The sequence below is a fragment of the Kribbella sp. NPDC050459 genome, assembly GCF_040655315.1.
GTDB lineage: Bacteria > Actinomycetota > Actinomycetes > Propionibacteriales > Kribbellaceae > Kribbella.
In genome coordinates, this window is the sequence record NZ_JBFAJQ010000002.1 from 76412 (window position 1) to 89403 (window position 12992).

A 12992-nucleotide genomic window follows, 5' to 3' on the forward strand; every position below is an offset into this window, starting at 1 on the left:
TGTTGTTGCCCCAACTCTCGAGGAGCGTCCTGACACCGGACCGCCGCCGCACTGACACGGCCGCGCCCGCGGTGTCGGGGCAGGTGTCAGCAGCCGAGCCGGTCGGCGATGACGTTCAGTACGTCGCGCAGGTCGCGGTCGATCCGCGTCCGCAGCCCGATCTCGGCGATCCCGTCGGCGAACCCCGGATGCTCGGGTACGACGCGGTGTACCCGGTGGGTCACGAGCGCTCCGGCAGCGCAGGCGGTGACGGCGTAGACCCCGCCGTACCAGCTCTGCACTGCCAGCGTCGAGCTGCGGCTGTCGGCCTGGATCTCGACCGGCTCGACAGGACCCGCCAGCTCGGCGCGATAGGTGCCCGCCACCTCACCGGCGATGACGGTCATGGCACCGCGGCGGGCAGCCGACGCTCTGGCCAGGACGAGCAGGTTGTCGTCGCCAACCCGGCCTTCGCGTACGGCGAGGAGCAGTCCGGCGACTGCGGCGACCGGCGCGGCGACGGTTCCCTGCACGACCCATGGCTTCGTGTCCATGGCCCCGAGCTTCGGTGCGGCTCGGTCGTACGGACAATCCGCGGAACGCCTCGCGGGACAGGCCGGCTGCCGGCTGTCACGCCCTGACCTGCGAGTTCACCGGCGGCCCGGGGCTGCGCCGACGGTGTCCCGGGACGGGACGGGACACTCAGGAGACGAGACCCGCCCGCGCCTCAGGCACCAGATACTCGAGGCACGGCCGTCGGGTCGTCGGCGCGGGCCACCTGCCGCAACAGGTCGTGCATCCGGTACCGGCCCGCCGCGGGCTCTTGGACGAGGTGGACGTCGACCAGGTCCTCCAGCAGCGACCGCGCGTTCGGCAGCGGGATTCCAGCCAGCGCGGCCGCGCCGTACGCGTCGATGTCCTCACCGGTACCAGTCCGAGCAGTCGGAACATCCGCCGCTGCGCGGGGTCCAGCTGCCGCAGCGACATCTCGAAGACCTCCGACACCGTGAGGTCGCCGTCGCGCAGCCGCTCCACCAGGGTGTCGAGAGTCCACGCGGGCCGGTGCCGAAGCCGCGCGGCTGCGACCCGGATCGCGAGCGGCAGATTGCCGCACCGCCGCAGCACCTCGGCCACGTCACCGGGCCGGTCGCCGCCGGCGGACTCGACGAAGAGCTGGGCCGCCTCCTCGCCGGGCAGGACGTCGAGCGAGATCGGCTGGACGCCGTCGAGCTCGACCATGCGCCGCCGGCTGGTGACGACCACGAAGCTCCGGCCGGCGCCGGGCAGCAGGTGGCCGACCTGCTCGGCATCGGCGGCGTTGTCGAGCAGCACGATCGCGCGCCGCGTGGCCAGCTCCGACCGCCAGAGCGCGGACCGCTCAGCGAGCCCGTCGGGAATCCGGGCAGGCGGCAGTCCGAGGGCACCCAGAAGGACCCGCAACGCCTCCACGGGGTCGAGGCGCTCTCGCCCAGGCGCGAAGCCGTGAAGGTCCAGGTACAGCTGCCCGTCCGCGAAGTCCGGGGTCAGCAGATGTGCGGCATGGACGGCGAGCGCGGTCTTGCCGACTCCACCCATGCCGTCGATCGCCACGAGCGACGTACTGCGGGCCGCGTCGACGAGCAGGTCCAATTCGGCGCGGCGACCGGTGAAGGCGGTGACATCGTGCGGCAGGTCGTTGCGGACCTGCAGCGCGACGGCTTGCTTCGTCTGTGGCGCGCCCCTGGCGCGTTCCCACACCTCACGCAGCGGTCTGGGGTCGCGGCCGGCCACCTTGCAGAGCGCGACGACTGTCGGCCACGGCGGAACGGCCTGGCCGGCGAAGTACCGCGACAGCGAAGAGCTGCTGGCGTTGATGTCACGGGCGAGCTCACGCAGGCTGCGACCGGTGAGGTCGCGCAGCTGTGCCAGCTGCCCCGCCAACTCATCACGCACGTCCGCTGGCCCTCCTCCCGTTCCAGCGGGCGATTCTAGAACCCGACGTCAGAGCAGCCGGTCGAGGGCCGCGCGGCCGATCGGGCCCCAGTGGGTCTTGCCGCCGGGTTTGCCCAGCTCACCGTTGATGCCCATCGCGATCAGGAACAGCGCCCGCGTCAGGGCCCAGCCGCGTGCCCGCCGTACCGTCGCCTCGTCCGCGCCGTACGCAGCGAGGAAGCGCTCCGGCTCCGGGAGCAGGATCCAGGCCGAAGCGAGGTCGGTCGCCGGGTCACCGGAGCCCAGCTCCTCGAAGTCCACTACGCCGGTGAGTATGCCGTCGGCAACCACCACGTTCGCCGGGTGCAGATCACCGTGCACCCACACCGGCGCCCGGTCCCATGTCGGCGCCGCGAGTGCGTCCTCCCAGACCGCACGGATCTCTTCGGCGCGGCCGACGTGCGCCTGCACCTCGTCCCAGCCCGGGCTCGGCGAAAGGGTCGACCGCTCGCTCACCGGCGCGCCGACCGGTGGTTCGGTATGCAGCGCGTTCAGGAAACCGGCCAGTACGTCGGCCGCTGCCGGATCGCTGAGCGGTGCGTGGTCCGCTGGTTCCCCGTGCACCCAGGTGGTGACCAGCCAGGTCCGCGGGAAGCGGTCCGACGGAGCGCCGAGGTGCCGCGGGACCGGGATGGGCAACGGCAGCTGGGCGGCGAGGTCAGGCAGCCACCGGTGTTCTCTGTGGAGCACCTGGGGGGCGCCGGCGTGACGGGGCAGCCTCACGGCCAGGTCGTCGCCCAGGCGCCACATCTGGTTGCCCCAGCCGCCGATGACCTCCTTGAGCGGCAGATCCGCGAGATCGGGGTACTGCTCGCTCAACAGGGTCCGAACCAGCTCTTCGTCCATGGAGCGTCAGACGCGTCACACCGGTGGCTGGTTGGGAATAGGTCCACAAAGCGGTCAGTTGCGGACAGTTATGCGCATTGATGTGTGGTCCGACGTCGTCTGTCCGTGGTGCTACATCGGGAAGCGGCGGCTCGAGCAGGCCCTCGCCGAGAGCGGCGACACCGCGGAGATCGTCTGGCACAGCTTCCAGCTCGACCCTTCGTCGACGAACGACGACCCGCGGGACCTGGCGACCCGGTTGGGTGAGAAGTACGGCCGCGGCCGCGAGTGGGGTCTCCAGGCGAACGCCCACGTCACCGAGGTGGCGGCTGAGGTCGGACTGGAGTACCACCTCGACCAGGCGAAGCCGGTCAACACTGTCGATGCGCACCGCCTCCTGCACCTGGCTCACGACCTCGGTGCGTCCGGTGAGGTTCCCGCTGACACGCAGGGCCGCCTCAAGGAGCGTCTGCTCAAGGCCTACTTCACCGACGGCCTCCCGGTCGGTGACCACGCCACGCTGACCGAGCTGGCCACAGAGGTCGGCCTCCCCGCCGACCGTGTGCGTGAGGTCCTGGCCGGTACGACGTACACCGAGGAGGTCGCGGCGGACCAGGCGCAGGCCGTGGCGTACGGCGCCAACGGCGTACCGTTCTTCGTCATCGACGAGAAGTACGGCGTGAGCGGCGCCCAGCCCGTCGAGGTCTTCAAGGAAGCACTGAGCCGGGCCCGCGGGCCGGTCACCCTCATCACCGCCCCGGCTGCCGGCGACGACGCGACTTGCGGCCCGGACGGCTGCGCGCTCTGACAGTTGGGTACCGGGAGTTACACAACTCCCGTATACGTCTTGGTGTATGAAGGAGGCATGACTGTCGTGCGCGCACTGGCCAGGCCGTTGCTGTCCATGATTTTCGTCGTCCAGGGTGCGAACTCGATCCGCAACCCCGAGCCGCTCGTGCCCAAGGCCCAGCCGGTCACGGACCGGCTCGTGCCGATGGTGAAGAAGGTCGCCCCGACGCAGGTCAGCGACCGGATCCCGGAGACCACAGTCAACCTGGTCCGGCTGAACGGGGCCGTGCAGGTGATCGGCGGCCTCGCGCTCGCAACCGGCAAGGGCCGGCGGCTCGGCGCGGCCACGCTCGCGGCCACGCTGCTGCCGGTGACCGTCGCCGGGCACCCGTTCTGGCAGATGAAGGACAAGGAGTCCCGGCAGGCGCAGCGGATCCAGTTCATGAAGAACCTGGGTCTGCTGGGCGGTCTGCTGCTCGCCGCGGTCGACACCGAGGGCAAGCCCGGCGTGGCATGGCGGGCGAGCCACGGCGCGAAGGCGGCGAAGCGAGAGACCAAGCGCGGCGCCAAGGCCGCAAAGCGGGAGGCGAAGGACCTGGCCCGCGAGGCCAAGCACGCCGCGAAACTCGCGAAGGCGGAGCTGCATCTCGGCTGACGCTCCCAGCATGGTCGGCGCAGGCCGATGCCCTAGGCTCGGAGCTGGACGGACGAGCCGAAGGAGTGGCATGACGGAGCAGCAGGGCTGGGCGGCGCCGCGGGCGGCGGGAGCAGTGACAGGCACGGTCACGGTGCCCGGATCGAAGTCGATCAGCAACCGTGCGCTCGTCCTCGCCGCGATCGCGGACGGCCCGTCGCACCTGACCGGCCTGCTCGCGGCCCGCGACACCGCGCTGATGCGGTCCGCCCTGGTCTCCCTCGGCGTCGCCATCACAGAAAAGCACAGCACCGACAGCGGTACGACGGTGACCGTCATCCCGGGCTCGCTCAAGGGCCCGGCGAACGTGGACTGCGGCCTGGCCGGCACCGTGATGCGGTTCGTTCCGCCGGTGGCCGCGCTGGCCGACGGGCTGGTCGGCTTCGACGGCGACCCGTACGCACGAGAGCGGCCGATGGGCGTCATCCTGGACGCGCTGCGCACCCTCGGCGTCCAGATCGACGACGGCGGCACCGGCCGGATGCCGTACACCGTGTCGGGCATCGGTTCGGTGCGGGGCGGCAAGGTGACGCTGGACGCCTCCGGGTCGAGCCAGTTCGTGTCCGCGCTGCTGCTGGCCGGCGCACGGTACGACGAGGGCGTCGACATCCGCCACGACGGCAAGCCGGTGCCCTCACAGCCGCACCTGGACATGTCGGTGGCGATGCTGCGCGAGCGCGGCGTCCAGGTCGACGACGCGGAGCCGAACCGGTGGGTGGTTGCTCCCGGCCCCATTCACGCGCTGGACACGGCGATCGAGCCGGACCTGTCGAACGCGGCGCCGTTCCTGGCCGCCGCCGTCATCACCGGCGGCTCGGTCACGGTGACCGGCTGGCCGGCGGAGACCACCCAGCCCGGCGGCCAACTGCCGGAGATCTTCACCCGCTTCGGCGCCTCGGTCACCCGGACCGACGACGGCCTCACGGTCCGCGGAACGGGCCGGGTGCAGGGCTGTGACCTCGACCTGAGCGAGGTCGGCGAGCTGTCCCCGGTGATCGCGGCGGTGTCCGCCTTCGCCGACGGACCGTCGTACCTGCGCGGCATCGCGCACCTGCGCAACCACGAGACCGACCGGCTGGCGGCGCTCGAGACCGAGTTCAACGCGCTCGGCGGCGACGTCACGCAGCTCGAGGACGGCCTGGCGATCCGGCCGAAGCCCTTGCACGGCGGGCTCTTCCACACCTACGCCGACCACCGGATGGCGCACGCCGCCGCTGTCGTCGGCCTGCTCGTCGACGACCTGCTGATCGAGAACATCGGCACCACGGCGAAGACCCTGCCCGAGTTCCCCCAGCTCTGGTCGGAGCTCGCCGGCTGATGTCGCGGTACGACGAGGAGGCCCGGTACGACCGGCCCAAGCGCCGCACGCGGCCGCGGACCAAGGACCGCCCCTCGTACGACGACGCGGCCGAAGGCTTCGTCATCACCCGGGACCGCGGCCGGTACACCTGCTGGGTCGACGATCGCCAGGTGACCGCGATGAAGGCCCGGCAGCTCGGCCGTACCGGCGTGATCGTCGGTGACCGGGTGAAGCTCGACGGCGACGCCAGCGGCGACGAAGGCACCCTCGCGCGGATCGTCGAGGTGCTCCCCCGGACGACGCTGCTGCGCCGCTCGGCCGATGACGACGACCCGGTCGAGCGCCCGCTGGTGGCGAACGCCGACCAGCTCGTGATCGTCGTCGCGGTCGCCAACCCGGAGCCCCGGACCGGGCTCATCGACCGGTTCCTGGTCGCCGCGTTCGACGCCGGCATGCGGCCGCTGCTCTGCCTCACCAAGACCGACCTGGCCGATCCGGACCCGTTGCTCTCGATCTACCGGCCGCTCGGCGTCGAGTCGGTCGCCACGCACCAGGGCGGCGACCTGACGAAGCTCCGCGAGCAGCTCGACGGCCGGACCAGCGTCCTGGTCGGCCACTCCGGCGTCGGCAAGTCCACTCTCGTCAACGGCATCATCCCCGGTGCCGCCCGAGCGGTCGGCATCGTCAACGAGGTCACCGGCCGCGGGCGCCATACGTCGACGAACACGGTCGTACTCCGGCTGCCGGACGGCGGCTGGCTGATCGACACGCCTGGCATCCGTTCGTTCGGCCTGGCTCACGTGGACCCGGACAAGTTGATCCACGCCTTCCCGGACCTGGCAGAGCTGGCCGCGGACTGCCCGCGCGGCTGCACCCACGCCGCCGACGCCCCTGACTGCGCACTGGACGAGGCCGTCGCGGACGGCCGCGCCGACACCGACCGGGTCGCGTCGTTCCGCCGTCTGCTGGCCAGCCGCGCCACGACCAGCTACTGACGGCGTACCGCCCGCTACTTGGGGAGCTGTCCTTCCCACACCGCCCGGGCGCCGGCGTCCCCGGTGCGGATGGTCTGCCAGATGACCAGTACGCCGACCACGACCACGGCGGCCTGCGTCAGCAACTCGAGCGGACGGCTCGTCCCTGTCCGGCCGTCGCGTTCGCGCAGCAGCAGGAAGGCGGCCACGGCAACGACCGCGAAGGTCAGGCAGTACCAGAACAGCAGGTTCCCGCGCTTCTCGTGCAGCGCGACCACCTTCGCGAGCGTCGGTACGGCGGTCACGAACGCCTCGCCGCTCTTCTTCGCCACGTACGCGCAGACGACCGTCCCGACGCCGAGCACCAGCGCCGGCCAGCGCAACAGCCGGCGCCACCGCGGCACCACGGCGAACACGATCCCGGTGAGCGCGGCCACCGGCAGCAGCACCACGGTCAGATGGATCACGAGCACGTGCAGCGGCAGGTCACCGAAGCGCTCGAACATTGACGCCTCCCGGCGGTCGTCAGGACGTGGTCAGACACTAATGGCACGTTCAACGACCGCATTCGGTTCAATCGGCGCCGCAACCGATCCGCAACGTTCCCCGGACGTCCGCAGCGTTCGCCTGTCGTTCAGGCTAGCCTTCCGGCATGCCTTCGCACACGGATGACCTGCGGCTCGCCCACATCCTGGCCGACGATGCGGACTCGACCACGATGGACCGCTACAAGGCGCTCGACCTGCACGTGGCCACCAAGCCCGACCTCACCCCGGTGAGCGAGTCGGACAAGAAGGTCGAGGACGTGATGCGCAAGACGCTCGCCCGGGCGCGACCGCGGGACGCGTTCGTGGGCGAGGAGGACGGCACCAGCGGCTGGGGTGTGCGGCGCTGGGTGGTCGACCCGATCGACGGCACCAAGAACTACATCCGCGGCGTGCCGGTCTGGGCCACGCTGATCAGCCTGATGATCGAGGACCAGGTCGTCGTCGGTGTCGTCTCCGCGCCGGCGCTCGGCAAGCGCTGGTGGGCGTCGTACGGCGACGGCGCCTGGACGGGCCGCGCGCTGCACTCGTCGCAGCCCTGCCGGGTCAGCGACGTCAGCCGGATCGAGGACGCGTCGCTGTCGTACGCCTCGCTCAAGGGCTGGGAGAAGCTCGGCAAGAAGAACCAGTGGGCCGACCTGATGGACTCCTGCTGGCGGACCCGCGCGTACGGCGACTTCTGGTCGTACATGCTGGTCGCCGAAGGCGCGGTCGACATCGCCGCCGAGCCGGAGCTGAACCTGTACGACATGGCCGCGCTCGCGATCATCGTCGACGAGGCCGGCGGCACGTTCACCTCCGTCGACGGCGTGCCCGGCCCGAACGGCCCGAACGCCGTCGCCACCAACGGCCGCCTGCACGACGAGGTCCTCAAGCGCCTCGAGTGATCCGCCGCTGCAGGAATTCCGCCTCGACCGCATTGCTGGTGAACGCCAGCGCCTCCTCGTACGCCGCCCGCGCGTCCTGGATCCGCCCGCACCGCCACAGCAACTCGCCCCGCGTCGACGCCAGATACGGGTACGTCGCCAGCGCCGGATCGTCCGGCAACTGCGCGAGCGCGGCCTCGGGCCCTGCGACATAGCTGATCGCCACCACCCGGTTCAGCGCCACCACCGGGGAAGGCCAGCGCTCGAGCAGGACGTCGTATAGCCCGAGGATCTCCGACCAGTCCGTGTCCTCCCAGCGTGCGGCCTCCGCGTGCACGGCCGCGATCGCGGACATCAGCCCGAACCGCCCGGCCGGTCGCAGCGCCTCGGGCACCAGCCGTAGTCCCTCGTCGACGAGCTCTCGGTCCCACAGCGAGCGGTCCTGGTCCTCCATCAACACCAACCGGCCGTTGGTCACCCGCGCGGCCTCCCGTGCCTGCGTGAGCAACAGCAGCGCCAGTAGCCCGGCGGCCTCCGAGCTGTCCGGCAGCAACAGACGGATCATCCGGGCGAGGTCGAGGCCCCGACGACCGAGATCGTTTCTCGTGAGAGCGTCGCCGTCAGCGGCCGTGTGGCCGGCGGCGTACACGAGGTGGACCACGTCGAGGACCGCGCCGATGCGTTCGGGGAGGTCGGGCGCCTTCGGGATCCGGTACGGGATGCCCGACCGCGAGATCTTCTGCTTCGCCCGGGTGATGCGGGCCTGCATCGTGGTCTCCTTCACCAGGAACGCCTTGGCGATCTCGGCCGACGACAGCCCGCACACCAGGCGCAGCGTCAGCGCGATCTGTGCCTCTTGGGCGAGTGCCGGGTGACAGCAGGTGAACACCAGCCGCAGGCGATCGTCGGGAAAGGTGCGGTCCTGGACGTCGTCCTCGGGCATCAGCAAGGGCAGCTTGCGCCGGGCCACGTCGGCCCGGCGCCGCAGCTCCAGCGCCCGGCGGGTGGCGACCGTCGTCAGCCAAGCACCCGGCCGCCGCGGCACGCCCTGGTCCCGCCAGTGCACCAGGGCCTTCGCGTATGCGTCCTGGACGCAGTCCTCCGCCAGGTCCAGGTCCGCGGCGACCCGCGCGGTCGCGGCCAGCACGGCGGCCCACTCGGTCGAGTGGGCCGCCGCGACGGCCTCTGCCACTGACGGCGCGGCCGGATCAGCCACCGTTGACCAGTGGACGGACCTCGACACCGCCCATCGGCGACGGGACCTGCTTGGCGATCGCGAGCGCCTCGTCCAGGTCGGCGGCCTCGATGACGTAGTACCCGCCGAGTACTTCCTTGGTCTCGGCGAAGACGCCGTCGGTGACGACGTACCCGCCGTTGCCGTCCGCGCGGACCGAGGTCGCGGTGGTGCTCGAGTCGAGCTGGCCGCCGCCGCGCAGCGCGGCGCCGTTGGTCTCCGCGAACGCCAGGTGGTTCTTGTGGTTCTGCTCCGCCACCGACGGGTCGGCCGCGGCCCACTTCGCCTCGTCGTCGTAGATCATCACCAGGTACTTGCCCATCACGGGTCACCTCTCTCGTCGTGCTCCGGTTCCAGCATTCACCATCCCGATGCGTGACCCGGCCCGGAATCGACAACCGCCCCGGACAGGTTTCCCGACCACGTATGGTGGCCGGTATGCCCTTGACGTACCCCATCGCGGAGCAGACGCTCGACAACGGCCTGCGGGTCGTCGTCAGCTCGGACCGCGCCGTCCCCATCGTCGCCGTCAACCTCTGGTACGACGTCGGGTCGCGCCACGAACCGCCGGGCCTGACCGGGTTCGCGCACCTGTTCGAGCACCTGATGTTCCAGGGGTCGCGCAACGTCGCCTCCGGTCAGCACTTCAGCCTGCTGGAGACCGCCGGCGCCAGCCTCAACGCGAGCACCTTCTTCGACCGGACCAACTACTTCGAGTCGCTGCCCAGCGGCGGCCTGGACCTCGCGCTCTGGCTCGAGGCGGACCGGATGGGTTACCTGCTCGACGCGGTCAACCAGGAGAACCTGGACAACCAGCGCGACGTCGTCAAGGAGGAGAAGCGGCAGTCGTACGACAACCGCCCGTACGGCGACTCCTACGAGCGGCTCGTCGGGCTCGCGTTCCCCGAAGGCCACCCGTACGCGCACATGACGATCGGCTCGATGGCCGACCTGGACGCGGCCTCGGTGGAGGACGTGCACGCGTTCTTCCGGAAGTACTACGGCCCGAACAACGCGGTCCTGACGATCGTCGGCGACGTGTCCGAGGACGACGCGTTCGACGCCGCCAAGCGGTACTTCGGCCACCTGCCCGCGATCCCCGCGCCGCCGCCGGCGCCGGACGGGACGATCGGCCCGATGACCGGCGTCCAGCGTGACGACGTGGTGTCCGACGTACCGTCCGACCTGGTCACGATGATGTTCCGGCTGCCCGTCGACGGGACGCCCGAGCTGGACGCCGCCGGGCTCGCGCTCGACATCCTCGCCGCGGGGCAGAGCGGCCGGCTGAACCGGCGGCTGGTCCGTGACGAGCAGATCGCGCAGTCGGTGTCCGGCGGCGCGCTGCCGCTGATCGGCGGTGTGTCGTTCGGGACGCTGACCGGGATCGCGTCCGACGGCGTCGACCTGCAGCAGGTCGAGGACGCGCTGCTCGAGGAGATCGAGAAGCTGGCCGCGGACGGCGTCACCGCGGACGAGCTGGCCACGGTGCAGGCCCAGGCCGAGCGGGACTGGCTCGAGCAGCTGGCCACCTGCGCCGGCCGCGCCGACGAGATCTCGCACCACGCACTGCTGTTCGGTGACGCGAACCGGATCAACACCCGGATCGACCAGATCCAGGCCGTGACCGTCGAGCAGGTCCAGACCGCCGCCCGGAAGTGGATCCGGGCCACGGGCCGCGTCCAGGTGACCTACCGCCGCCAAGAGTCCGCACCGGAGTCGGGAGCGCAGGAATGAACCAGGTTCTGACCACCCCGCCGGCCGTCGGCGCGCCGCGTCCGTGGAAGTTCCCGGAGGCGGTCACCACCCGGATCGGCACCGGTACGCCGGTGCACGTCTACGACCGCCCGGGGCAGTACGTCGCCACCGTCCGGGTCACGATCGCGATGCCGCTGATCGCCGAACCGCGGGAGCTGGAAGGCGTCGCGACGATCATGTCGCGGACCCTCGACGAGGGCACCGAGCTGCATTCGGCCAACGAGTTCGCCGCCGCGCTGGAGCGGCACGGAGCGGCGTACGGCGTGGACGTCAGCTCGGACGCGCTGCACGTCGAGATCTCGGTGCCGGTGTCGCATCTCGCCCCGGCGGTGCGGCTGCTGGCCGAGGCGATCACCCGGCCGGCGTTCAACCAGGCCGACGTCGGGCGGCACGTGACGATCCGGCTCGGCGAGATCAACCAGGAGCGGGCCAATGCCGGGTACCGGGCGCGCGAGGCGTTCGCGGCGTACCTGTTCGACCCGTCGACGCGGCGGTCCCGGCCGACCGCGGGCCGGCCGGACACGATCAGGCCGCTGACGAACGTCGAGGTCGCCGACTTCTACCGTAAGAACATCGGCCCGGAGCGGGCGGAGATCCTGTTCGCCGGTGACGCGACCGGCGTGGACGTGGCCGGCATCATCGACGAGGCGTTCGGCGGCTGGACCTCCTCGGCCGGTACGGCGCTGGAGACGCCGGAGCCGATCTACCTCCCGGGCAACCGGGTCGTGCTCGTCGACCGGCCGGGCTCGGTGCAGAGCCAGCTGCTGATCGGCTGCGCCGGCCCCGACCGGCGGGACCCGGCGTGGGGTGCGGCCGCGGTCGCGAACCACGTGGTCGGCGGGACCATCACGTCCCGCGTGGACACCGTGCTCCGCGAGGAGAAGGGGTACACGTACGGCACCCGGACCAGCTTCGCGGCGCCCCGCAAGGGCGGGACGTTCAGCCTCGGCGGCGCGGTCCGGACCGAGGTGACCGGCGCCGCGATCGGGGACGCGCTGCGGATCCTGCTGGAGGCGCGCGACGGGCTCACCGAGCAGGAGGTGCAGGAGGCGAAGGACAGCCTGATCCGCACCGCCCCGCTGCGCTACGAGCAGGCCGACTCGGTGGCCCAGCAGGTCGGCAGCAACATCGCGAACGGCGTGCCGATCGACTTCGCCGACACCTACCTGACGAACATCGCGGCCACCACCGCCGCCGAGGCGACCGAGGCCTACCGGCGGTACGTCGGGACCGACGGCCTGCTGGTAGTCGTCGTCGGCGAAGCCAAGGACGTTCGGCCACAACTCGAGGGCCTCGACCTCGGGGACCTGATCGAGGTGAGCTGAAGACCGCTGCCCCCGGCTCGCCCGGGGGCAGCGGACATCAACTGCTGATGTAGTTGGACAGCTGCTCCTTCTCGAACTCGAGCTCGCCGATCCGGGACTTGACCACGTCACCGATGCTGACCAGCCCCGCAAGGTTGCCGTCGACAACGACCGGGACGTGCCGGATCCGGCGGTCCGTCATCAGCCGCATGAGGTTGTCGATCAGGTCGTCCGGCGTACAGGTGTGCACCTCCGCCGTCATGATCGCGCTGACCCGGACGTCGCCCGCGTCCGGCGTACCGTTCCAGAGCCGGACGATGTCGCGCTCGGACACGATGCCCGCCACGGACGATCCGTCCGGACTGACCACCACCGCGCCGATGTTGCGGTCGGCCAGCAGTGCGAGCAGCTCGGTGACAGTGGCTTCTGGGGAGATGGTGACGACCTCGTTGCCTTTGCCGCGCAGTACGTCGTTGATCTTCACGGAGCCTCCTGCAGATCGAGGACCAATACCCAAAGGTAGCGAACTCCGGCCCGGAGCGGCAGGCCCTCGCCTGTCACAACCGGTGACAACGAAAGACAACCGAAATTGGTTGCTCTTGGCATCGACCCGCGGCCGGTCGGGGCCGTCTCCCGCGCTCAGCAGCGTTTAGGTGTTTGAACGCTCAAAAGGACCTTGGTCCCTGGCCAAGACCCCGTCTCGTTACATAGCGTTACCGCATGCGGTGCTCACGGGGGATGTGGGGCTCCGGGGGG

14 protein-coding genes are annotated in these 12992 nt (G+C 71.0%); 7 read left to right on the forward strand and 7 right to left on the reverse strand.

Translation table 11 applies throughout. The annotated features are described in order from the left end of the window. Positions 1 to 86: 86 nt before the first annotated feature. From AB0I12_RS06240 to AB0I12_RS06250, 3 genes are all read right to left on the reverse strand, one after another. Entirely contained in the window at positions 87 to 533 is a 447-nt protein-coding gene (locus AB0I12_RS06240) for a hypothetical protein (RefSeq protein WP_359925333.1), read from the reverse strand. Between the two features lie 148 nt (positions 534 to 681). Then, complete coding sequence (locus AB0I12_RS06245) at positions 682 to 1911, reverse strand: helix-turn-helix domain-containing protein (RefSeq protein ID WP_359925335.1); 1230 nt, start codon at positions 1909 to 1911, stop codon at positions 682 to 684. Between the two features lie 48 nt (positions 1912 to 1959). Further along, entirely contained in the window at positions 1960 to 2796 is an 837-nt protein-coding gene (locus AB0I12_RS06250; protein WP_359925337.1) for an aminoglycoside phosphotransferase family protein, read from the reverse strand. Positions 2797 to 2866: 70 nt separating this feature from the next. On the opposite strand from AB0I12_RS06250, the gene AB0I12_RS06255 reads away from it, so the two are divergent. The 4 genes from AB0I12_RS06255 (at position 2867) to rsgA (ending at position 6553) form a co-directional block, all read left to right on the forward strand. Next, complete coding sequence (locus AB0I12_RS06255; RefSeq protein ID WP_359925340.1) at positions 2867 to 3583, forward strand: DsbA family oxidoreductase; 717 nt, start codon at positions 2867 to 2869, stop codon at positions 3581 to 3583. 57 nt (positions 3584 to 3640) lie between these two features. Continuing rightward, positions 3641 to 4219, forward strand: a complete 579-nt coding sequence (locus tag AB0I12_RS06260; protein ID WP_359925341.1) for a DoxX family protein — start codon at positions 3641 to 3643, stop codon at positions 4217 to 4219. Between the two features lie 70 nt (positions 4220 to 4289). After that, the gene (gene aroA, locus AB0I12_RS06265; RefSeq protein WP_359925344.1) at positions 4290 to 5576 is read left to right on the forward strand and encodes a 3-phosphoshikimate 1-carboxyvinyltransferase; all 1287 of its coding nucleotides are present in this window, start codon (positions 4290 to 4292) and stop codon (positions 5574 to 5576) included. Further along, a complete protein-coding gene (rsgA, locus tag AB0I12_RS06270) occupies positions 5576 to 6553 on the forward strand; it encodes a ribosome small subunit-dependent GTPase A (RefSeq protein WP_359925347.1) in 978 nt (325 codons plus the stop codon). Before aroA ends, rsgA begins: the two co-directional genes overlap by 1 nt. A gap of 14 nt (positions 6554 to 6567) precedes the next feature. Here the strand turns inward: rsgA and AB0I12_RS06275 are convergent, their stop codons facing one another. Then, a complete protein-coding gene (locus AB0I12_RS06275) occupies positions 6568 to 7038 on the reverse strand; it encodes a DUF2231 domain-containing protein (protein WP_359925350.1) in 471 nt (156 codons plus the stop codon). Between the two features lie 146 nt (positions 7039 to 7184). Here AB0I12_RS06275 and hisN point away from each other — a divergent pair, with 146 nt between their 5' ends. Continuing rightward, on the forward strand, positions 7185 to 7964 hold the full coding sequence (hisN, locus tag AB0I12_RS06280; RefSeq protein ID WP_355698758.1) for a histidinol-phosphatase: 780 nt from the start codon (positions 7185 to 7187) through the stop codon (positions 7962 to 7964). Here the strand turns inward: hisN and AB0I12_RS06285 are convergent. After that, positions 7948 to 9159 carry a DUF6596 domain-containing protein gene (locus tag AB0I12_RS06285; protein ID WP_359925353.1) on the reverse strand — a complete coding sequence of 404 codons (1212 nt, stop codon included), beginning with the start codon at positions 9157 to 9159 and terminating at the stop codon, positions 7948 to 7950. The genes hisN and AB0I12_RS06285 overlap by 17 nt on opposite strands. Then, positions 9152 to 9499, reverse strand: coding sequence for a YciI family protein (locus tag AB0I12_RS06290; protein WP_359925356.1), 348 nt, complete (start codon positions 9497 to 9499; stop codon positions 9152 to 9154). The genes AB0I12_RS06285 and AB0I12_RS06290 overlap by 8 nt, the downstream gene beginning before the upstream one ends. 116 nt (positions 9500 to 9615) lie before the next feature. Here AB0I12_RS06290 and AB0I12_RS06295 point away from each other — a divergent pair, with 116 nt between their 5' ends. Next, positions 9616 to 10911, forward strand: a complete 1296-nt coding sequence (locus AB0I12_RS06295; RefSeq protein WP_359925359.1) for a pitrilysin family protein — start codon at positions 9616 to 9618, stop codon at positions 10909 to 10911. Then, on the forward strand, positions 10908 to 12257 hold the full coding sequence (locus tag AB0I12_RS06300) for a pitrilysin family protein (RefSeq protein ID WP_359925360.1): 1350 nt from the start codon (positions 10908 to 10910) through the stop codon (positions 12255 to 12257). The genes AB0I12_RS06295 and AB0I12_RS06300 overlap by 4 nt, the downstream gene beginning before the upstream one ends. Before the next feature lie 37 nt (positions 12258 to 12294). On the opposite strand, the gene AB0I12_RS06305 is transcribed toward AB0I12_RS06300, so the two are convergent. Next, positions 12295 to 12720: a CBS domain-containing protein gene (locus tag AB0I12_RS06305; RefSeq protein ID WP_359925362.1), complete on the reverse strand. Its 426-nt coding sequence runs from the start codon at positions 12718 to 12720 to the stop codon at positions 12295 to 12297. Positions 12721 to 12992 lie beyond the last annotated feature (272 nt).

Excerpts from the sequence above, each read along its gene's own strand:
- AB0I12_RS06295 (WP_359925359.1), top strand. The coding sequence starts at position 9,616 with ATGCCCTTGACGTACCCCATCGCGGAGCAGACGCTCGACAACGGCCTG.
- AB0I12_RS06260 (WP_359925341.1), top strand. The coding sequence starts at position 3,641 with ATGACTGTCGTGCGCGCACTGGCCAGGCCGTTGCTGTCCATGATTTTC.
- rsgA (WP_359925347.1), top strand. The coding sequence starts at position 5,576 with ATGTCGCGGTACGACGAGGAGGCCCGGTACGACCGGCCCAAGCGCCGC.
- AB0I12_RS06240 (WP_359925333.1), bottom strand. The coding sequence starts at position 533 with ATGGACACGAAGCCATGGGTCGTGCAGGGAACCGTCGCCGCGCCGGTC.
- AB0I12_RS06300 (WP_359925360.1), top strand. The coding sequence starts at position 10,908 with ATGAACCAGGTTCTGACCACCCCGCCGGCCGTCGGCGCGCCGCGTCCG.
- AB0I12_RS06255 (WP_359925340.1), top strand. The coding sequence starts at position 2,867 with ATGCGCATTGATGTGTGGTCCGACGTCGTCTGTCCGTGGTGCTACATC.
- hisN (WP_355698758.1), top strand. The coding sequence starts at position 7,185 with ATGCCTTCGCACACGGATGACCTGCGGCTCGCCCACATCCTGGCCGAC.
- AB0I12_RS06275 (WP_359925350.1), bottom strand. The coding sequence starts at position 7,038 with ATGTTCGAGCGCTTCGGTGACCTGCCGCTGCACGTGCTCGTGATCCAT.
- AB0I12_RS06290 (WP_359925356.1), bottom strand. The coding sequence starts at position 9,499 with ATGGGCAAGTACCTGGTGATGATCTACGACGACGAGGCGAAGTGGGCC.
- aroA (WP_359925344.1), top strand. The coding sequence starts at position 4,290 with ATGACGGAGCAGCAGGGCTGGGCGGCGCCGCGGGCGGCGGGAGCAGTG.
- AB0I12_RS06250 (WP_359925337.1), bottom strand. The coding sequence starts at position 2,796 with ATGGACGAAGAGCTGGTTCGGACCCTGTTGAGCGAGCAGTACCCCGAT.